At 63.0% G+C, this 17,871-nt stretch carries 20 protein-coding genes and 1 tRNA gene; 11 read left to right on the plus strand and 10 right to left on the minus strand.

Going from position 1 to position 17,871, the window contains the following annotated elements:
• Window positions 1-148 precede the first annotated feature (148 nt).
• Both gap and tkt read right to left on the minus strand, forming a co-directional pair.
• The gene (gene gap / locus QAZ22_RS08480) at window positions 149-1,159 is read right to left on the minus strand and encodes a type I glyceraldehyde-3-phosphate dehydrogenase (protein WP_278076323.1); all 1,011 of its coding nucleotides are present in this window, start codon (window positions 1,157-1,159) and stop codon (window positions 149-151) included.
• A gap of 206 nt (window positions 1,160-1,365) precedes the next feature.
• A complete protein-coding gene (gene tkt, locus QAZ22_RS08485) occupies window positions 1,366-3,357 on the minus strand; it encodes a transketolase (protein ID WP_278206224.1) in 1,992 nt (663 codons plus the stop codon).
• A gap of 262 nt (window positions 3,358-3,619) precedes the next feature.
• On the opposite strand from tkt, the gene QAZ22_RS08490 reads away from it, so the two are divergent.
• From QAZ22_RS08490 to QAZ22_RS08500, 3 genes are all read left to right on the plus strand, one after another.
• On the plus strand, window positions 3,620-3,892 hold the full coding sequence (locus tag QAZ22_RS08490; RefSeq protein WP_278076326.1) for a DUF4164 domain-containing protein: 273 nt from the start codon (window positions 3,620-3,622) through the stop codon (window positions 3,890-3,892).
• Window positions 3,893-3,910: 18 nt separating this feature from the next.
• Window positions 3,911-4,276 carry a cell division protein ZapA gene (locus QAZ22_RS08495; RefSeq protein WP_278076327.1) on the plus strand — a complete coding sequence of 122 codons (366 nt, stop codon included), beginning with the start codon at window positions 3,911-3,913 and terminating at the stop codon, window positions 4,274-4,276.
• 299 nt (window positions 4,277-4,575) lie between these two features.
• A complete protein-coding gene (locus QAZ22_RS08500; RefSeq protein ID WP_278206226.1) occupies window positions 4,576-5,235 on the plus strand; it encodes a peroxiredoxin in 660 nt (219 codons plus the stop codon).
• 280 nt (window positions 5,236-5,515) lie between these two features.
• Here the strand turns inward: QAZ22_RS08500 and rpoH are convergent, their stop codons facing one another.
• Together rpoH and QAZ22_RS08510 are read right to left on the minus strand one after the other, a co-directional pair.
• Window positions 5,516-6,427, minus strand: a complete 912-nt coding sequence (gene rpoH / locus QAZ22_RS08505; RefSeq protein ID WP_278206228.1) for an RNA polymerase sigma factor RpoH — start codon at window positions 6,425-6,427, stop codon at window positions 5,516-5,518.
• 210 nt (window positions 6,428-6,637) lie between these two features.
• Window positions 6,638-7,642 (minus strand): RluA family pseudouridine synthase, encoded by a 1,005-nt coding sequence (locus QAZ22_RS08510; RefSeq protein ID WP_278206230.1) that lies wholly within the window; start codon window positions 7,640-7,642, stop codon window positions 6,638-6,640.
• Window positions 7,643-7,745: 103 nt separating this feature from the next.
• Here QAZ22_RS08510 and QAZ22_RS08515 point away from each other — a divergent pair, with 103 nt between their 5' ends.
• The 4 genes from QAZ22_RS08515 to QAZ22_RS08530 all read left to right on the plus strand — a co-directional run bounded on the left by QAZ22_RS08515 (window position 7,746) and on the right by QAZ22_RS08530 (window position 8,980).
• On the plus strand, window positions 7,746-8,120 hold the full coding sequence (locus tag QAZ22_RS08515; RefSeq protein ID WP_278206231.1) for a fimbrial protein: 375 nt from the start codon (window positions 7,746-7,748) through the stop codon (window positions 8,118-8,120).
• Window positions 8,117-8,530: a VOC family protein gene (locus QAZ22_RS08520; protein ID WP_278206234.1), complete on the plus strand. Its 414-nt coding sequence runs from the start codon at window positions 8,117-8,119 to the stop codon at window positions 8,528-8,530. The genes QAZ22_RS08515 and QAZ22_RS08520 overlap by 4 nt, the downstream gene beginning before the upstream one ends.
• Window positions 8,531-8,616: 86 nt before the next feature.
• Window positions 8,617-8,691 (plus strand) — tRNA-Glu (locus QAZ22_RS08525).
• A gap of 124 nt (window positions 8,692-8,815) precedes the next feature.
• Entirely contained in the window at window positions 8,816-8,980 is a 165-nt protein-coding gene (locus QAZ22_RS08530) for a hypothetical protein (protein ID WP_278206235.1), read from the plus strand.
• Window positions 8,981-9,229: 249 nt separating this feature from the next.
• On the opposite strand, the gene QAZ22_RS08535 is transcribed toward QAZ22_RS08530, so the two are convergent.
• Window positions 9,230-10,297 carry an adenylate/guanylate cyclase domain-containing protein gene (locus QAZ22_RS08535; RefSeq protein ID WP_278206237.1) on the minus strand — a complete coding sequence of 356 codons (1,068 nt, stop codon included), beginning with the start codon at window positions 10,295-10,297 and terminating at the stop codon, window positions 9,230-9,232.
• Between the two features lie 134 nt (window positions 10,298-10,431).
• On the opposite strand from QAZ22_RS08535, the gene QAZ22_RS08540 reads away from it, so the two are divergent.
• Window positions 10,432-10,872 carry an SRPBCC domain-containing protein gene (locus QAZ22_RS08540; protein WP_278206238.1) on the plus strand — a complete coding sequence of 147 codons (441 nt, stop codon included), beginning with the start codon at window positions 10,432-10,434 and terminating at the stop codon, window positions 10,870-10,872.
• A 97-nt stretch (window positions 10,873-10,969) separates the two neighbouring features.
• Here QAZ22_RS08540 and QAZ22_RS08545 read toward each other — a convergent pair whose 3' ends face one another.
• The 3 genes from QAZ22_RS08545 to QAZ22_RS08555 all read right to left on the minus strand — a co-directional run bounded on the left by QAZ22_RS08545 (window position 10,970) and on the right by QAZ22_RS08555 (window position 13,750).
• A complete protein-coding gene (locus tag QAZ22_RS08545) occupies window positions 10,970-11,458 on the minus strand; it encodes an ADP-ribosylation factor-like protein (protein ID WP_278206239.1) in 489 nt (162 codons plus the stop codon).
• Between the two features lie 17 nt (window positions 11,459-11,475).
• The gene (locus QAZ22_RS08550; RefSeq protein WP_278206240.1) at window positions 11,476-13,125 is read right to left on the minus strand and encodes an OmpA family protein; all 1,650 of its coding nucleotides are present in this window, start codon (window positions 13,123-13,125) and stop codon (window positions 11,476-11,478) included.
• Window positions 13,126-13,399: 274 nt separating this feature from the next.
• Window positions 13,400-13,750 carry a hypothetical protein gene (locus QAZ22_RS08555; protein WP_278206241.1) on the minus strand — a complete coding sequence of 117 codons (351 nt, stop codon included), beginning with the start codon at window positions 13,748-13,750 and terminating at the stop codon, window positions 13,400-13,402.
• A gap of 442 nt (window positions 13,751-14,192) precedes the next feature.
• On the opposite strand from QAZ22_RS08555, the gene QAZ22_RS08560 reads away from it, so the two are divergent.
• The 3 genes from QAZ22_RS08560 to mscL all read left to right on the plus strand — a co-directional run bounded on the left by QAZ22_RS08560 (window position 14,193) and on the right by mscL (window position 15,545).
• A complete protein-coding gene (locus QAZ22_RS08560; RefSeq protein WP_278206243.1) occupies window positions 14,193-14,543 on the plus strand; it encodes a YidB family protein in 351 nt (116 codons plus the stop codon).
• 98 nt (window positions 14,544-14,641) lie between these two features.
• The gene (locus QAZ22_RS08565; protein WP_278206245.1) at window positions 14,642-14,983 is read left to right on the plus strand and encodes a DUF2853 family protein; all 342 of its coding nucleotides are present in this window, start codon (window positions 14,642-14,644) and stop codon (window positions 14,981-14,983) included.
• Window positions 14,984-15,122: 139 nt separating this feature from the next.
• A complete protein-coding gene (mscL, locus tag QAZ22_RS08570; RefSeq protein ID WP_278206246.1) occupies window positions 15,123-15,545 on the plus strand; it encodes a large conductance mechanosensitive channel protein MscL in 423 nt (140 codons plus the stop codon).
• 560 nt (window positions 15,546-16,105) lie between these two features.
• Here the strand turns inward: mscL and QAZ22_RS08575 are convergent.
• Window positions 16,106-16,771 carry a response regulator transcription factor gene (locus tag QAZ22_RS08575; RefSeq protein WP_278206247.1) on the minus strand — a complete coding sequence of 222 codons (666 nt, stop codon included), beginning with the start codon at window positions 16,769-16,771 and terminating at the stop codon, window positions 16,106-16,108.
• A complete protein-coding gene (locus QAZ22_RS08580; RefSeq protein ID WP_278206249.1) occupies window positions 16,768-17,850 on the minus strand; it encodes an ATP-binding protein in 1,083 nt (360 codons plus the stop codon). The genes QAZ22_RS08575 and QAZ22_RS08580 overlap by 4 nt, the downstream gene beginning before the upstream one ends.
• Window positions 17,851-17,871 lie beyond the last annotated feature (21 nt).

Genomic DNA, 17,871 nt, shown 5'->3' on the forward strand with positions numbered 1-17,871 from the left:
TCCGCGTCCCTCCCGCTTTACGGCAGAGTGGGGCGAAGACATGACCAGTGCAAGGCGGCAGCGTGGTTTTTTGCCCCATGCCGCTGATGTCGAACGAAAAACGCCCGGCCGAAGCCGGGCGTTTCACACGATCAAAGGAAGCCTGCGATCAGGCGATGGTCTTGCCGAAGGCGACGGCGGTGTCGCCCATGCGGTTGGAGAAGCCCCATTCGTTGTCGTACCAGGACAGCACCGAGACGAAATTGCCGTCCATGACCTTGGTCTGGTCGAGCGCCGCGATCGAGGAGTGCGGATCGTGGTTGAAGTCGATCGAGACATTCGGGTGATGGGTGACCGACAGGATGCCTTTCAGCTTGCCCTTGGAGGCGGCGATGAGCGCCTCGTTGATCTCCTGCGGTGTGGTCGAGCGCTTGGCGATGAACTTGAAGTCGACGACCGAGACATTCGGGGTCGGCACGCGGATCGAAATGCCGTCGAGCTTGCCCTTGAGATCGGGCAGCACGAGGCCGATCGCCTTGGCAGCACCCGTCGAGGTCGGGATCTGCGACAGCGCCGCCGCGCGGGCGCGATAGAGATCCTTGTGCATGGTGTCCAGCGTCGGCTGGTCGCCGGTGTAGGAGTGGATCGTCGTCATCATGCCCTTCTCGATGCCGACGGTCTCGTGCAGCACGGCGGCCAGCGGCGCCAGGCAGTTGGTGGTGCAGGACGCGTTCGAGATGACGACGTGGTCCTTGGTCAGCTTGTCATGGTTGATGCCGTAGACGACCGTGAGATCGGCGCCGTCGGACGGTGCCGAGACGATGACGCGCTTGGCGCCGGCGGCCAGATGCGCGGCCGCCTTGTCGCGGGCGGTGAAGATGCCGGTGCATTCGAGCGCGATGTCGATGCCGAGCTCCTTCCAGGGCAGCTGGGTCGGATCCTTGATGGCGGTGACCTTGAACTTCTCCTTGCCGACGGAGATCTGGTCGCCGTCGACCGTCACTTCATGCGGGAAACGGCCGTGCACGCTGTCATAGCGGAGCAGATGCGCGTTGGTCTCGACCGGGCCGAGGTCGTTGACGGCGACCACGTCGATGTCCTTGCGGCCGGACTCGTGGATCGCGCGCAGGACGTTGCGGCCGATGCGGCCAAATCCGTTGATGGCAACTCTGACGGTCATTTTTCTCTCCCTAGGGGCTGGAAGGCAGATGTGTCCGCAGCTTCATAACGGCGGCCGGGCAAAGAATCCAGCCGCAGAAGTTCAGGTTTAAATCGATTAGGCTGGTCCAGCCGGCGCAACCCGTTGAATGATTTCGCCGGACTGGCCCTTCCTGCTTCTATATGTCGCTCAAAACCGCTGTGCGCTTTTGAGCGACATGCGATGACTCACTTGCCGTGCAGGCGCGTTTCCACGGCCTTTGCCGCGGCCTCGGCGGTGATGCCGAAATGCGGGTAGAGCTGTTCGATCGAGCCGGAGGCGCCGAAGCCGGTCATGCCGACGAAGATGCCGTCGGTGCCGATGAGGTGGTCCCAGCCTTGGCGGATGCCGGCCTCGATGGCGACCTTCACCTTGGCATTGCCGATGGTCTTCTTGCGGTAGTCCTCGCTCTGCCGGTCGAACAGCTCGAAGCAGGGCACCGAGACGACGCGGGTCGGGTGGCCATGTTTTTCGAGCAGCTCGCGAGCGCCGAGGGCAACCTCCACTTCCGAGCCCGTGGCGAAGATCGTCACCGCCGCCTCGCCGTTTGCCGCGGCGAGCTCATAGGCCCCGGAGGCGCAGAGGTTCTCCTCGCTGAATTCGGTGCGAACGGTCGGCAGGTTCTGACGGGTCAGCGCCAGCGTCGACGGCGTCTTTTCCGATTTCAGCGCCAACTGCCAGCATTCCGCCGTCTCGACCGCGTCGGCCGGGCGGAACACGTTGTGGTTCGGGATGGCGCGGAGCGCCGCCAGATGCTCGACCGGCTGGTGGGTCGGGCCGTCCTCGCCGAGGCCGATCGAGTCGTGCGTCATGACGAAGATCGAGCGGATGCCCATCAGCGAGGCAAGGCGCATCGAGGGGCGCGCATAGTCGGAGAAGCACAGGAAGGTGCCGCCATAGGCGATCAGCCCGCCATGCAGCGTCAAGCCGTTGATCGCCGCCGCCATGCCGTGCTCGCGGATGCCGTAATGGATATAGCGCTGGCCGTAATCGTCCGGCGTGATGTTCTTGGTCTGGCTGGTCTTGGTGTTGTTGGAGCCGGTGAGGTCGGCCGAGCCGCCGATGGTTTCGGGAACCGCGCCGTTGATCACTTCCAACGCCATTTCCGAAGACTTGCGGGTGGCGACCTTGGGCTTGTCCGCCGAGAGCTTCTTCTTGTAGTCGGTGATGACGGAGTCGAAATTGCCCGGCAGCTTGCCGCCGAGGCGGCGCTCGAATTCGCCCTGCAGCTTGGCGTCGGCCTTGGCAAGGCGGCCTTCCCAATCGGCGCGCGCCTTGGCGCCGCCGGCGCCGACCGCACGCCAGGCGTCGAGGATGTCGGCCGGTATCTCGAAGGGCGGCGACTCCCAGTTGAAGAACTTGCGGGCACCGGCGATTTCCTCGGCGCCGAGCGGCGAACCATGCGCCTTGTTGGTGCCGGCCTTGGTCGGGGCGCCGAAGCCGATGGTCGTCTTGCAGGCGATCATCGTCGGCTTGTCGGAATGGCGGGCGGCCTCGATGGCATAGGCGATCGCTTCCGGATCGGTGCCGTCGATGTGGCTGGCGTTCCAGCCGCTAGCCTGGAAGCGAGCAACCTGATCGGTGTGGTCGGCAAGCGAGACCGGACCATCGATCGAGATGTTGTTGTTGTCCCAGAAGACGATCAGCTTGTTGAGTTTGAGGTGACCGGCCAGCGCGATGGCTTCCTGGGAAACGCCTTCCATCAGGCAGCCGTCGCCGGCCAGCACATAGGTGTAGTGATTGACGAGGTCGTTGCCGAAGGCGGCGTTCATGATGCGCTCGCCGAGCGCGAAGCCGACCGAGTTGGCGAGGCCCTGGCCGAGCGGACCGGTGGTGGTCTCGATGCCGGCGGCATGGCCGTATTCGGGATGACCCGCGGTCCTCGATCCGAGCTGCCGGAAATTCTTGATCTGGTCGATCGTCATGTCCTCGTAGCCGGTCAGGTAGAGGAGCGAGTAGAGCAGCATCGAGCCGTGGCCGGCCGACAGGATGAAGCGGTCGCGGTCGGCCCAATGCGGGGCCTTGGCATCGAATTTCAGGAAGCGGGTGAACAGCACCGTGGCGATGTCGGCGCAACCCATCGGCAGGCCGGGGTGGCCGGAATTCGCCTTCTCGACGGCGTCCATGGAAAGGAAACGGATCGCATTGGCCATCCGATCATGTTGTTCACGCGAGGTCATGCTTCCTCCGGAAATAGGGGTTGGAGCCTTGGGAGAGCCCTTGGAAAGGATGCCGCGACACATAGCAGGCGCGGCCTTTTAGTCAACAAATCGGTCGGTTTTTGCCGGGCTTGTGATAGGGCCGCGCACGCTACATTAGCGTTAGCGGGGGACAGTCGCGAGAGCTTTATTGACGCGCGCTTCACCCGGCGCCTAATCTTTCCGAGATAACGCGTTCTGAACGCGAGCGATTCGGTGACGGGCAGGGCATAGGACGAAGGCCATGACCGGGGAAGCGACCCTCAAAGAAGTCATCGCCAGGCTCGGCAAAGCCATGGAAGGGCTGGAAAACGCCGTGGCGGCGCGGCTCGAGCATGAGCGCGACTATACGGAAGCCGAGGCCGAGGTGCAGCGCATGAACGCCGACCGCTCGCGGCTGGCGCAGGAGCTCGACAATTCCGAGGCCCGCGCCGAACGGCTGGAAGATGCCAACAAGGAAGTGTCGCGCCGGCTGGTGACCGCCATGGAAACCATCCGCGCCGTGTTGGACAGGTAGGGCTCGACAGGTACGCCAATGGCACAGGTCACGGTTTCCATCGACGGCAAGCAGTATCGGATGGCTTGCGACGAGGGCCAGGAAGAGCATCTGATCGACCTCGCCGAGCGCTTCGACCGTTATGTCATGCATCTGAAGGATTCCTTCGGCGAGATCGGCGACCAGCGGCTGACCGTCATGGCCGGCATCATGGTCATGGACGAGCTTTCGGAGCTCTCCAAACGTGTCAAGGGCATGGAGAGCGAGGTGCTGACGCTCCGCAAGACGCGCGACGAGGCGCTGACCAAGGCCGACAAGAGCGACAGCGTGCTGACCACCGCGCTTGCAGCACTGGCGCAGCGCATGGAAGATCTGGCGACGACGCTGGCGGTGAAGAAGGCTTGAAGCGCGCCGCGACAAAACGGATTCAGGCGACGCGCTTTAAGTCCCTATTTTGATGCATGTCGTTTTCCCAAAACCGCTGCGCACTTTTGGGCGACATGCATTGAGCCGCCCCACAGGGATCCAATATCCGTCGCGGAAATTCCTGCTGTCTTTTCCAGGAAAAGACGAAATTTTTCCGCTCCCTCGATCACGCTTGCCGACACAAGCCTTTTGAACCGGACCGTGCGGCGGTATAGAAGGCAGAGCCGCCGATGGGTTGGCCCATGCCGGCGAAATGTCACAGGGTTGGGAGCAACGTCATGAGCCTTCGTATCAACGATACCGCGCCGGACTTCACGGCCGAGACCACGCAAGGGACGATCAATTTCCATCAATGGATCGGTGACGGCTGGGCAGTGCTTTTCAGCCATCCGAAGAACTTCACGCCGGTCTGCACGACCGAGCTCGGCACGATGGCCGGGCTGGAAGGCGAATTCAAAAAGCGCAACGTCAAGATCATCGGCATTTCGGTCGATCCGGTATCGAGCCATGAGAAGTGGCATGCCGACATCAAGACCGCGACTGGCCAGACGGTGAACTACCCGCTGATCGGCGACAAGGACCTCAAGGTCGCCAAGCTTTACGAGATGCTGCCGGCCGGCGCCGGCGAGACCTCGGAAGGGCGCACGCCGGCCGACAACGCCACCGTGCGTTCGGTCTACGTCATCGGCCCGGACAAGAAGATCAAGCTGGTGCTGACCTATCCGATGACCACGGGGCGTAACTTCGACGAGATCCTGCGCGTCATCGATTCCATCCAGCTGACGGCCAAGCACCAGGTGGCGACGCCGGCGAACTGGAAGCAGGGCGAGGACGTCATCATCACTGCCGCCGTCTCCAATGAGGACGCGATCAAGCGCTTCGGCGCCTACGAGACGGTGCTGCCGTATCTGAGGAAGACCAAGCAGCCTACGGCGTGAGCTTTCCTTCTCCCCGTTCTACGGAGAGAAGGTGCCCGAAGGGCGGATGAGGGGGCAGCGCGGCGTTCGGAGATGATCGCGCCTCCGCTGCTGCCTCGCATGCGATCGTTTGGCCTGAACGACAATCTCGCGGACTCGGCGCTGCCCCTCATTGCCCTGCCGGGCATTTCTCCCCGTATATTGACAGGGAGAAGGGGCTGGTTCGCCGCTTTCGCCAATTGAAAACGGCGGCGCCAGATGTTGGCGCCGCCGTTTTGTTTTCGCGTATTGCCTTTAAGCTTTAAGCCGCCGGCTGCGCTTCGATGGTGCGCAGCGCCTGGCTCTGGCGCTTGGCCGCGGCCTTGACCGCGTCCTGCACCTTCTCGAAGGCGCGCACCTCGATTTGGCGCACGCGCTCGCGGCTGATGTCGAACTCCGCCGACAGCTCTTCCAGCGTCAGCGGCTCTTCGGCCAGACGGCGCGCCTCGAAGATGCGCCGCTCGCGATCGTTGAGCACCGACAGAGCGCCCGACAGCATGGCGCGCCGGCTTTCCAGCTCGTCCTGCTCGATCAGCATCTCTTCCTGGCTTTCGTGGTCATCGACCAGCCAGTCCTGCCATTCGCCGGATTCACCCTCGCTCGCCCGGATCGGGGCGTTGAGCGAGGCGTCACCCGACAGGCGGCGGTTCATCGACACCACCTCCGCCTCGGAAACGTTGAGGCGGGTGGCGATCTCGGCGATCTGGTCGGGCTTCAAATCGCCGTCGTCGAGCGCCTGGATTCTGCCCTTCACCTTGCGCAGGTTGAAGAACAGGCGCTTCTGATTGGCGGTGGTGCCCATTTTGACCAGGCTCCACGAACGCAGGATGTATTCCTGGATCGAGGCCTTGATCCACCACATGGCGTAGGTGGCGAGGCGGAAGCCTCGCTCCGGTTCGAATTTCTTCACGGCCTGCATGAGGCCGACATTGCCTTCCGAGATCACCTCGCCGATCGGCAGGCCGTAGCCGCGATAGCCCATGGCGATCTTGGCGACGAGCCGCAAATGGCTGGTGACGAGCTTGTGCGCGGCGGAAGTGTCCTGATGCTCGGCGTAACGCTTGGCGAGCATGTACTCTTCCTGCGGCTGAAGCATCGGAAAGCGACGGATTTCTTCCAGGTAACGGGCGAGACCGCCTTCACCGGAAACGATACTGGGTAGTGACTGGGCCATGATTGCGCCCCCTCTCTATTGGAGTGATGCCCCCTTAACGCGGCGGGCATGTGACGCGAATGCCAATCGGCTCATCCGCGACAACTGGTGTATATAGGAACAAAACCAGAAAGGACAGGCATTTGTTCAACACGAAACAGTGTGTCACGCTTAAGTGAACAACGCCAGTCAGGTTTTTTGATGGCTGGTTTGAAGCGTCTTGATGGCGGTTCAGAACTTGCGAAAGCCGCCCATGAGTTCCTCCATGTCCCTCGGCATCGACGCCTCGAACCTCATCGTTAGATGGGTGGTCGGGTGTCGGAATTCAAGGAGCCAGGCGTGCAGCGCCTGCCGGGAAAATGCCTTGACCTCGCTTTTCAGCGGTTCCGGCAGCCGGTTGGCCTTGGTGCGGAAGGCCTGGCCGTAGTCAGGATCGCCGATCACGGGGTGGCCGATATGCGCCATATGGACCCGGATCTGGTGCGTGCGACCGGTTTCGAGCCGGCATTCGACCAGGCTTGCGGTGGTGAATTCCTTCTGCTCCTCGCCGAAACGCTCGATGACGGTGAAATGGGTGACGGCATGCCGGGCATCGTCTCGGCCTTGGGGAACCACCGCGCGGCGGACGCGATCGGCGGCGCGGCCGAGCGGCGCGTCGACGGTGCCGGTCGGCCGCTGTGGAATGCCCCAGACCAGCGCCAGATAGGCGCGTTCGAGATCGCCGGTGCGACCGTGGTCGGCGAAGGCCTCCGACAGCGCCTTGTGGGCGCGGTCGGTCTTGGCCACCACCATGACGCCGCTGGTCTCCTTGTCCAGCCGATGGACGATGCCCGGCCGTTTGACGCCGCCGATGCCGGAGAGACTGTCGCCGCAGTGATGGATCAGCGCGTTGACCAGCGTGCCGGTCCAGTTGCCGGCGCCGGGATGGACGACCAGTCCGGCAGGCTTGTTGATGACGATCAGCTCGTCGTCCTCGTAAAGGATGTCGAGAGGAATGTCCTCGCCTTGCGGCTCGGCCGGCTCCGGCTCCGGCATGACGATTAAGACGCGCTCGCCCGTCGCCATCTTGCGCCTGACCTCCCCGACCGGCTTGCCGGCGATCGAGACCGCGCCCTGCCGGATCAGGGCTTGCACGCGGCTGCGCGAGATTTCCGGACCGAGCCGGGCGGCGAGCCACTGGTCGAGGCGCTGGCCGGCGGCATCGGCATCGGCTTCCAGCTCTACCGCCCCGGTCAACTCATCGCCTGGCAATTCATCCTGCATCAAAATCGGGGCCCTATCAAAATCCGGGTGTCTTCGTTATGAGCGCTCATCGAAACCCGTTGCGGACTGTTTAGCCATGACCCGGCCGATCGCCGATGAAGATGAGGAAAAGCCGCTCGACCCCGCGGCGGAAAAGGTGCGCAGGAAGCTCATCCGCTTCATGGTCGTCAATCTCGGCCTTCTGTTCCTCGCCCTTATGGTGGTGATCGGGGCCCTTGTCTACAAAGCCCGCAACGCGCCGGTTGTTGGATCAGTACCTGCAGGCGACGTCCAGGTTCCCACGCTCAGCGGCGACATCGTGCTGCCGGTCGGCGCCAAGGTGGTCAGCCAGGCGCTGTCCGGCAATCGGCTGTCGATCGATGCCGAGCTTGCCGACGGCAGCCGTTCCATCTTCATCTACGACATTGCCGAGCGCCGAATGATCGGCCAGTTCGCGATCCGCAGCAAATGAGCGGCTTTGCCGAACATCGCAGCATCGCGACCATGGCGCTCGTCGTCGAAAATTATGACGACGCGATCGCCTGGTATGTCGAGCGGCTCGGCTTCGTGCTGACGGACGACGTCGACCTCGGCGGCGGCAAGCGCTGGGTGACGGTCGCGCCGGCAAACGGGCAGGGTGCGCGGCTGCTCCTGGCGGAGGCTTCCGGCGAGGCGCAGGCGAGCCGTATCGGCGACCAGACCGGCGGCCGGGTGTTTCTCTTCCTGGAAACGGATGACTTCGCCCGGGATCACCAGGCGATGCTTGCCAAGGGCATCGCGTTCCGCGAGGCGCCGCGCCATGAGGCCTATGGGACGGTAGCGGTGTTTGCCGATCTCTACGGCAATCTCTGGGACCTGATCGAGCCGAAACGGCCGGGTTGAACGGGGCCGTTCGGCAAAGTCTGCGAACAGCGCGAAACCCCAGTTGCTTTTTCGCGGCCTTCATCCTATGTAGCCGGTTCTTGAGCGCGCCCATCGTCTAGCGGTCAGGACACCGCCCTCTCACGGCGGTAACAGGGGTTCGATTCCCCTTGGGCGTACCATCTCTCAGACAGGGCTTCTCCAGGCTGCCGGCGCTGAAACCCGCGTCCAAGTCTAAATGCCGGCTTGGGTCCTTTCACGGGATGCCTGCTCCAACAACCGCGACAGGTGCTGGAGGTGCATCGATTGGGCATCTTCGAGCAACTGCAGAAAGTTGAACGCCTTGCCTCGCGGCAACCGGCGGCGCTTCAGCGCAGCGATGCGCGCACGCTGGCGCTTGATGTGCTGCTCGGCTTGCAGAACGTGCCGTTCCGCCATTTGGATGTCGTCGGCCAGTGCCATAAGCGATAAACGGTCGGGCGGTCAGAGCGTTCCGTTGGGGAGGCCGGCATCTGAAAGCGCGGCCCCCGGGATTGGGCCGACCCAGGCCATAGCTGCCGGCGGCGGATCGTTTCGGCAAGTTCCGCGAAAGCGTCGACAATGCCTGTGCCGCTCTTGGCGCTCACGAACCTGACGCTCGACCGCGCGAGCTGGCCGATCCGTTCGGGGCTTCCGCGCCATGCGACGAGACGGGCTCTACGGCGCGCTCAACCATTCGATCTATTCCGGCAAGCCGAAAAGTGTTTGCGCGCCTGCTATTCCTCTGAGCGGATGACTGCCCATGGCGATCATCGGCTCGGTCGTTTCCCTCTCGAACGCCGTCGATGCGAGCACCGTCTGCCCTAACGGCTTGCACAGCCCTTCGATGCGGCTGACAAGGTTTACAGCCTTGCCGATCGCGGTGAAATCCAACCTGCCGGCAGTGCCGATGTTCCCCCAAAGCATCTCGCCGACATGCAGGCCAATGCCGTATCCGAACTCAGGGCTGCCGTTGCGGTGCCGAGTTTGGTTGAGATGATCTATCCCGGCGCGTGTGGCTTTCACGGCGCGTACCGCCGCGTCACATGCGGCCCTCGAATCGCGCTCGCCGATCGGGAAAATCGCGAGGACGCCATCACCGATAAACTTGAGAACCTCGCCACCAAATGCGTGCACCGCGCCGGCGACGCAATCGAACCAGGCATCAAGTATCGATACGATCTCGCCTGCATCGTGAACTTCGGATAGATCGGTGAAACCTCGAAGGTCCGCGCACAGAAGCGCAGCCCGTATCGTCTCTCCCTTTACTCGACGAGAACGACCGTTGAGCACATGCGCTGCGCTGCGCTTTCCCAAATATGCTTCGAGCAATGCTCGTTTCGCAGACCGTTCCGCGAGTGCGGTCATCGGAGCCGCAGCGAACCGGGAGATTTGCCGCAGCAGCTCCGACTGCGCCTCATCCGGAGTATGATCGAACGCCCATACCAAAGTCGGGGCGACACCGACCGCTCCCTCGTCGAACACGATCGCCCGCGTCGTGCCAAGCCACTCGCGCAGCACGAGCCGGGGATCGGCATTCTGGCGGTCGGCGCCTATCCCCAAAGCCTCGACCACTTCACCGCCAGACGCTCGCCAGAGCCAGATGCGGCGTGAAATGATCGGGTCGGGAGCATCCTGCGCCAGCGCGCCGGCAATGATCGGCAAGCCGTCTTCGATCAAATGCGTCGAGAGCTGCAATAGAAGTCGCCCACCATCGCCAATATGCGCGGCATCGTCCAGAAGGAATGAAAGCGAGTTTGCGAGAAGCATCTGTAGAGGGTCGCTCGGCACCGGCTCATGCTTACGCCTCGAACATTTTCTTGCAACTCCCCACATTCGCTTCAATCATGCACGGCATTCGATGCGGATGTGACCTGGGCGGATGATGTGACCTGGAGCGAGCGATGGCGGAATCGGTTTACACAGAGATTGAGGTCGCGGCGCCACAAGCGACCGTGTTCGCGCTTTTGACCGATCCGGAACAGATCGTGCGATGGATCGGGACCGAAGCGAATTTGGATGCAACGCCGGGCGGTCTGTTCCTCGTCAATGTCGGTGGTCGCCATAGGGCGCGCGGTGAGTTCACCGAGGTGATCCCGGTCCACCGTCTTGCCTACAGTTTTGGCTGGGATGACAACGCGACCGTGCCGCCCGGCTCCAGTCATGTCGAGATCGACCTGATCGCGAGGGATGCGGGGACACTGATCCGTTTAACGCACAGCGGATTGCCGAACGCAGAGGAGCGTGACAGCCATCGAAAGGGATGGGAGCACTACCTCTCCAGGCTGAAGGTCACTGCCGATGGGGGACATGCCGGTCCCGACGTGCCGATGAAGACTATGTGATTTTCATCAAGGGTCGCGGAGGCCCGTCATGCAAAAATTTGGATGCCTTGGCAAGCGCAGATCTCCGTCGAGCGACCGTTAAAGTTTGGACCGACCACTATAGCTGCCGGCGACGAATCGTTTCGGCGAGTTCGGCAAAGGCATCCACGATTCCCTCGCCGCTCTTGGCGCTTACGAACTTGACGCTCGATCGGGCGAGCTGGCCGATCTGCTCGGCGCTTCCGGGCGCTTCGGCGAGATCGATCTTGTTCACCAGGGCCCTCAATGGCCTGCCTGGGAATCTCGTCTCGAAATTGCGGGCCAGTTCGACCATGCGCGTCACCGTTTGCGGGCGCGTCACGTCCGATACGACAATCGCCGCCGAAGCGCCGGTAACGTAAACGGTGTCGAAAATACGCATGCCGAAATCGCCGTCCGTGTCCCAGAGCACGAGACGCGTCGCTTCGTCCGCGCGAGCCGGATCGGCGGGAACGTCGTAGCTTAGAACTTCGACGCCGAGCGTGGATTTGTATTCGCCGTCGAAACGATCGTGCACGAGGCGGTGCATGATCGATGTCTTGCCCACCCCCATGTCGCCCAGCAGCATGACCTTTGCGGTAAACATTACTGGAGGCGCTCGGCTCGAAACACGTTTTCGAAGGTGACCCGGCGGTTCCCTTCGCTCGGCACGTCGGAGATGGGCACCGAGGACGAGCGCGAAACCACAAACAGGCGCGAAGGCTCGATGCCGAGCGAGGTCAACGCCCGCACCACCTGATCGGCCCTCTTGCGGGCAACCACGTGATTGATGGAGTCCGTTCCGGTATCGTCGGCGTGGCCGACGACACGGATCCTCAGATCGTTGCCCTCAAGCAGCCCGGCCAGATCGCGGATCTGTCGGTCCGCCTCCTTGTCGTCGGCAAAAGCGTCGGCTGTGCCAAAGAAGATTGCCGTCGAGGCCATGAAGCGGTCGAGCCGCCCGGCGGGGCTGTCGGCTACCGAGCGCAGGGCGTCGTATTGCTGGTTTCTGGACCGTGTTTCCTCGGCGATCGCCGCGCGTGTCTCGTCGATACGGGCCTGCAGGCTGGCAAGGGATTGCAGCTCCCGCGCACTTGACCCGCGCGTTTCATCGATACGGGCCTGTAGGCCGGCGAGAGACTGTCGCTGCTCGGCGATCGCCGCGCCTGCTTCCCCGACGGACTTCTGCAGACTGGTGAGTGACTGTTGCTGTTCGGTGATCGCGTTGCCGGTTTCACCGCCGGACTTCTGCAAGTCGGCGAGGGATCGTTGCAGCTCAGCGACCGACTGGCGCGTTCCATCGATGCTTGCCTGGATGCCGGCCAAGGATTGCCGCACGGCGTCGACATCGGCGCGCAGCGCCGCCGGCTGTTCCATTCCCGGCACGACGCCGATCCGGTCGACGATCCGATACGGGGCGGCCGCTCTGGCCAAGGCGCCGACCAGCGGAGCGACCTCCACCTGGCTGGGCTCTATGCCGGAGACCGACACGGTGCGATTGCCATGGTCGAAGTCCAGCCGCAGCGGGAAAGACTGCAGCAGCGGCTCCTTGCCGACAAGGTCGTGCAGCGCGTCATTCGCCCGCCGCTCCAGCATCGTCCGGGTGAGGTAGACGTCTGCCAGCCATGCCAGCCCGGCGGCAACGAGAGCAGCGAGCACGAGCAGGACGTTCCCGCCCCGGCGCGGCTTCCTGTCCAGGGAAGCATCGGCTTCGATCGATGCGGCCAGCGACGCCAGCGTGGCGGTGTCGCAGTCGCCATCCATGCCCTCGATCGTGTCGAAGAAAAGCGAATTGATCCTGGCGTCGTCCGCGGGGCGCAGTGGACCGATGCATTCCGCCGCCAGGATGAACCGGGGCGAGGCGCGGAGCACGATCTCCCGTCCGCCGAAATCGAGCTTCTCAAGGTTGCCTTCGCCCGCGAGCGCCTGGACGGAAAATTCCAGGATCGCCGCGACCATGGCGCTCAGCAGATCGGCCCTCTCGTCGGGGATCGCTTCGCGCTTCCAGTCCGCGACGAGGCGCCCGTTGCCGCGCTCGATCATCAGCAGCCGGCTGACGCGCGGCGGGCTGGCGTTCGCCAGAACGAATTCGCTGATCGGGCGGCCGGTCGCCAGCGACTTGACGCGACCGACCCACAGCTCCGTCGATGTCAGAGCATTGAGGCGCTGCTCCAGCCGCGCCACGAGCTCCTTGAAGGCATTTGCCACAGCCGCGCTGACCAGCCGCCCGGTGATCGGGTAGAGCGCATCGACCATGAGGTCGCGTGAATTCCTGATCTCGCTCCTGATCGCGGAGACCACCGACGGGGCGATGACATTCGCCAGTTCGCGCGGCCGGCTGACTTCCGCGCGTTCGAGCGCGGCGACCAGTATGTCGGCCGTCGCCGCTTCGAGACGGTCGGGGTTGCCTATATATTGCTGAAGGAGAGCGACATCGGCTCCCAGCGCTTCAAGACGCGCGGCCTCCGGTTGAAAGAGCAAGGTCTTGAGCTGCTCGATCTCACGGTTCTGGCCGACGGCGGAAGTCATGCTACCTTCCCGTGGCGGAACCCAACCTGGTTATGGTTGCGCCAAGCTCCGAAATCGCGGCGCCGATGTCCCTGTGCGAGGCGAGCCGTTTCTGCTCCGTATCCTGCTCGAGCTCCTGCAGCCGGGCTTGCAGCGCTGCGACCTCCTTGGCGAAATCTGCCTGCAGCAGTTTGAGAGAGGCCTGCATCTCCTCTCGCAAACCGGCCAGGTTGTTCTCGATCGATCGCTGCGCGCCCCCGAACAGCAGATTGCGGACCTGATCGATGGTCGCTTCGGGATGGACTGTCGCTTCCGATCCGTTGGCGGAAGCGGCTCCGCCCGCGGCTTTTCCAGCTTGCTCGGCGCCTTTCATGGTCATTCCCCGGTTAATCCTACGCTTAACGACACTGTCGCGACCGTTATACCAAATCCCAATTCATATGACAGGCAATTGACTTGGTACGGGATCGCGGGCCGGCACGGATCGAACGTGGCATTGGTGCCGGGCCATCGTCACGTACCGCAATGAGGAGTCTCATGCCAGCCTTACCTTCCTTCCGGAGCCCATCCGCCTGCACTTGCGGAGCCGAGCCGCCTGCTCCGCGTGAAAGGTGGTGGGCCGCGCCTGCCGGAGCCGGCGCCTTGTCAAGTAAGTGCCGTGTCAAGTAAGTGCCGTCTGGGCGCCAGCGAATATGACTTTCGTCATCTTCGGTCCTGACCTTCGTCAGATGTCGCGGCCTTGCGAAACGTCCTAAACCAACACTGGCTGCACGTTGTGCAAACGGCGAGCGTGATTTTCGACGGGAGGTTCCTCGATGGGATTTTTGGACAGTCTGCAAAGCGCGTTGCAGGGCGGGCAGCAAGGTGGCGGCTCCAACGTCTTGGCCGATGCGCTGGCTAGCGTCGGCGGTTACCAGGGCGTGCTCGCCATGCTGCAGAAATCAGGTCTCGGCGACCGTGTCGAATCCTGGCTGAGCACCAACTCGGCAAACCTCCCGATCGCGCCCGACGAGATCAAGGCGGCGCTTGGCGATCCGCAGCTTCGGCAACTGGCGAGCCAGTTCGGCATTCCGCTGGATCAGGTGGCCAGCGTGCTGGCGCAGCATCTTCCGGCTGCCGTCGACCAGGCCAGCCCCGACGGGGTGCTTGCGACGCGCGGCAGCTGACGCTCCGGGAGCAACGAGACGATCGATATCAAGCGGCAACCGGGCAGCGCAGCTCGACAGCAACGTCGCTGCCGCGCCCGAGATGAGAGGACAAGCGTGTGAGCAAGCAAGACAAACTGATCAGCAAATATGCGGCGGACCTGAAGGTGAAGTGCGGCCTTACGGCGGATATGGATCTTTTGACAAAGGTCACGAAGGGCTGCGGCCCGGCGATCTACGACAAGGATGCGTCCACGGTTTCGGCCTCGGACAAGGAGGAGATGGAACGGGTCAAAAAGAACTTTCTCGTCGAGAGGCTGGGACTGGCGGCCGATGCGGCCCTGGACGCGGGACTCGCCAAGGTCATCGACCAGTACGGCCGGACCAATCGCAACAAACATCGCGTGGTCTTCTACTATCTGCTCGTCAAGCATTTCAGGCGCGAGAGCGCATACGCCTGACACGCAACCAGGCGAATGGGTTAATGCATGTCGCCGAACGTGCGCAGCGGTTTTGGGAAAACGACATGCATCAAAACAAAGACTTAAAGTGCGGCGCCTGAATCCGCTTCAGCGCGACGCGCTTTAAAAGGAGATCGGGATGCTGAAGGAATTCCAGGAATTCATTTCCAAGGGCAATGTGATGGACCTGGCCGTCGGCGTCATCATCGGCGCGGCCTTCTCCAAGATCGTCGATTCGCTGGTCAACGACATCATCATGCCGATCGTCGGCGCGATCTTCGGCGGGCTGGACTTCAACAACTATTTCTTTGGACTGTCCTCGAACGTCCACTCGGCCACGCTGGCCGACGCCAAGAAAGAGGGTGCGGTCTTTGCCTATGGCAGTTTCATCACCGTGGTGCTGAACTTCCTGATCCTTGCCTTCATCATCTTCCTGATGGTCAAGATGGTGAACAATCTGCGCAAGCGCCTTGAAGGCCAAAAACCGGCGGCTGCCGCAGCCCCGCCGCCCGCCGACGTGCAGCTTCTGACTGAAATCCGCGACCTGCTCGCGAGAAAATAGCCCCGTGCTATTCACAGCGGCCGGACTAGGTCCGGCCGCTGTCCGGCGCCTGACTGAGCCGCGCCCTTTCTCGTTCCGCAAGCCTTCGCGGCCACCTCCAGCACTGCGTTCCGCCGCTCGGGCGCCCCGCTCGAACCCATGCGGCAGGGCTTCAGGAAATGAAGATCGTTGCAGAATTGCTCACAAGGCTCGACGACACCATGCGGGTCGTCAAAGGCCAGTTGGCCGAGATGGAGGCGAGCAGCTCGATGCGCTCGTGGCCCTGCTCACGCCGAGACCGCCGATCGGCAGCGCCGAAATGGTTCTGACCATCCCGGCGCTTCGCGAAACGGAAGCGCGCAATCGGGCAAAGAGGTAGCCGGCGAGAACCGAATTTGTGAAGAGGCCCCTGCTGCCTCCGTCTTTCCGCGACCTGCCGCGAAGAGCAGGAACTCGGGCAACCAGACTGCCCGCGGCTCCCTTCACCCCGAAGGCGCGGGCCTCTTTTTCAGGCGACCGCATCACGCCAACATGGGGACAAGACTATGACGGCGCAATGCACGATCATCCCGTAGGCTGGTTCAGGTTATTGTTTTTATGGCCAGTTCCGTCCGGTTCTTGGCTCCGCACTTCTCCAGGATCGTGCTCACGTAATTCTTGATCGTACCCTCGGCCAAATGCAGCTGCGCGCCGATTTCGCCGTTGCTCTTGCCTTCGATGATCAGCTTGAGGATTTCGTTCTCACGCGCGGTCAGGTCGTCGCGAACCGACGCGCTGGCCGGCGCGTGCCGTGGGCGCAAACGCTTGAACTCTTCGAGAATTCGCGCGGCAACGCCCGGCGAGAGCGCGGATTGGCCCTTCGCCACCGTGCGGATCGTCGTCGCGATCTCGTCGATCCTGGCGTCCTTCAAAAGATATGCTCTGGCTCCCGCGCTGACGGCTTCGAAAATCAGGTCGTTGGTCTCGAAAGTGGTCAGGACGACGATGCTGGTTCCTGGAAACTCGCGCAGGATCCGCTGGGTTGCCGTGACGCCGTCGACACGCGGCATTTGCAGATCCATCAAAATGACATCCGGCCGATATCGGCGCGCAAACTCGATCGCCTGCTCGCCGTCGGCGGCGCCGCCGACGATTTCGAAGTCGTCGTTCTGCTGTCCGAGAAGCGTGGCAAGGCCTTCCCGGATCAACGTCTGATCCTCGGCGATCAGCACGCGTATCCTTTCGGGTTGACGGTGCGGGTCGGTCATCTTTTCGAGGCCCCTGCGGCTCCATGCCCGGACTTCATCGCCGGCGCGGTCAAGGGAAGCGATATGCGAACCAGCGTGCCCGCCCCAGGCGAGCTTTCCACCGTGCATTCTCCCCCGGCAAGCTCGGCGAACTCGGCCATGCCGATCAGCCCGAAATGCCCCGGCCTGGAAGTGGCACGGTCAAAACCGCGTCCGTCGTCCCGGATATCGACGAGGAGCCTACCACCGGCTCCAGTCCCCTCCACGACAGCATCAAACCGGACCTGCCGCGCCTTCGCGTGTGCCTCGATGTTGCGCAAAGCCTCGCCAACGATGCGCTGAACCGTCGTCGCGTGGTCCTGCAGCCCGACGCGGGCTCCATCATCGATATTCACGGAGACCTCTGCGCCGGTCTGGCGCGCGAAGTCCGAGAGCATTCCCTCGACATCCGAGCCCAGCTCTAGCTCGTCGGGCATCCTGAGCCGTGCGATGGCATCGCGCGCCCGCGCCAGGCCGTTGATCGCCGCTTCCTCGGCAATCGCGAGTCCATCCGAAACGCGGGCAGGATCGGTCGCCAGAAAATGCCGCGTCAGGCGGATCTGCGTCAGCAAGGCGATGATCGAATGCACGAGCGTGTCGTGGAGGTCGCGTGCCAGGCGAAGCCGTGTTCGCGCAAGCGAGGCAAAGCGCACCTCGGAGTTGGCCGCTTCGAGCTGCTGCTCCATCAGGCGTCGGGCCCGCCGTTCGCTTTCGAACATGATCTCGGCCTGGCGCGCCGTGAAGTCGGGCATCGCAATCACGACGTAGTGCGATTGATCGCTGTTCCACAAGACGACCGCCGTGACCGGACGATCGAGCCCCGGCAGTTCCGCTCGCACGCCCGACAAGGCGATCAGGTCGCGGCGCCCTTCCGAAAGCGCGGCCATTTCGGCCTCCATGCCGACCAGCAGCGGGCACAGGCAGCAGTCCGCACCGATGGCGGGAAGCCACTCGACGAGATGTCCCACTTTCTGTTGAACCGTTCTGTCGGCCCGCACAACGGCGAGCCCTATGACATCGGCTTGCGCGGCCGGCAGTAATTCTGTGCCGAGGTCGATCATTCGTTCCCACAAACCAGCCAC

It is taken from the genome of Mesorhizobium sp. WSM4906 (assembly GCF_029674625.1).
In the GTDB taxonomy this organism is placed as follows: Bacteria; Pseudomonadota; Alphaproteobacteria; order Rhizobiales; family Rhizobiaceae; genus Mesorhizobium.

What these genes read in the sequence shown, in the direction of transcription:
- gap (WP_278076323.1), bottom strand. Translation starts at nt 1,159, where the DNA reads ATGACCGTCAGAGTTGCCATCAACGGATTTGGCCGCATCGGCCGCAAC.
- tkt (WP_278206224.1), bottom strand. Translation starts at nt 3,357, where the DNA reads ATGACCTCGCGTGAACAACATGATCGGATGGCCAATGCGATCCGTTTC.
- QAZ22_RS08490 (WP_278076326.1), top strand. Translation starts at nt 3,620, where the DNA reads ATGACCGGGGAAGCGACCCTCAAAGAAGTCATCGCCAGGCTCGGCAAA.
- QAZ22_RS08495 (WP_278076327.1), top strand. Translation starts at nt 3,911, where the DNA reads ATGGCACAGGTCACGGTTTCCATCGACGGCAAGCAGTATCGGATGGCT.
- QAZ22_RS08500 (WP_278206226.1), top strand. Translation starts at nt 4,576, where the DNA reads ATGAGCCTTCGTATCAACGATACCGCGCCGGACTTCACGGCCGAGACC.
- rpoH (WP_278206228.1), bottom strand. Translation starts at nt 6,427, where the DNA reads ATGGCCCAGTCACTACCCAGTATCGTTTCCGGTGAAGGCGGTCTCGCC.
- QAZ22_RS08515 (WP_278206231.1), top strand. Translation starts at nt 7,746, where the DNA reads ATGACCCGGCCGATCGCCGATGAAGATGAGGAAAAGCCGCTCGACCCC.
- QAZ22_RS08520 (WP_278206234.1), top strand. Translation starts at nt 8,117, where the DNA reads ATGAGCGGCTTTGCCGAACATCGCAGCATCGCGACCATGGCGCTCGTC.
- QAZ22_RS08535 (WP_278206237.1), bottom strand. Translation starts at nt 10,297, where the DNA reads ATGCTTCTCGCAAACTCGCTTTCATTCCTTCTGGACGATGCCGCGCAT.
- QAZ22_RS08540 (WP_278206238.1), top strand. Translation starts at nt 10,432, where the DNA reads ATGGCGGAATCGGTTTACACAGAGATTGAGGTCGCGGCGCCACAAGCG.
- QAZ22_RS08545 (WP_278206239.1), bottom strand. Translation starts at nt 11,458, where the DNA reads ATGCTGCTGGGCGACATGGGGGTGGGCAAGACATCGATCATGCACCGC.
- QAZ22_RS08550 (WP_278206240.1), bottom strand. Translation starts at nt 13,125, where the DNA reads ATGGTCGATGCGCTCTACCCGATCACCGGGCGGCTGGTCAGCGCGGCT.
- QAZ22_RS08555 (WP_278206241.1), bottom strand. Translation starts at nt 13,750, where the DNA reads ATGAAAGGCGCCGAGCAAGCTGGAAAAGCCGCGGGCGGAGCCGCTTCC.
- QAZ22_RS08560 (WP_278206243.1), top strand. Translation starts at nt 14,193, where the DNA reads ATGGGATTTTTGGACAGTCTGCAAAGCGCGTTGCAGGGCGGGCAGCAA.
- mscL (WP_278206246.1), top strand. Translation starts at nt 15,123, where the DNA reads ATGCTGAAGGAATTCCAGGAATTCATTTCCAAGGGCAATGTGATGGAC.
- QAZ22_RS08575 (WP_278206247.1), bottom strand. Translation starts at nt 16,771, where the DNA reads ATGACCGACCCGCACCGTCAACCCGAAAGGATACGCGTGCTGATCGCC.
- QAZ22_RS08580 (WP_278206249.1), bottom strand. Translation starts at nt 17,850, where the DNA reads ATGATCGACCTCGGCACAGAATTACTGCCGGCCGCGCAAGCCGATGTC.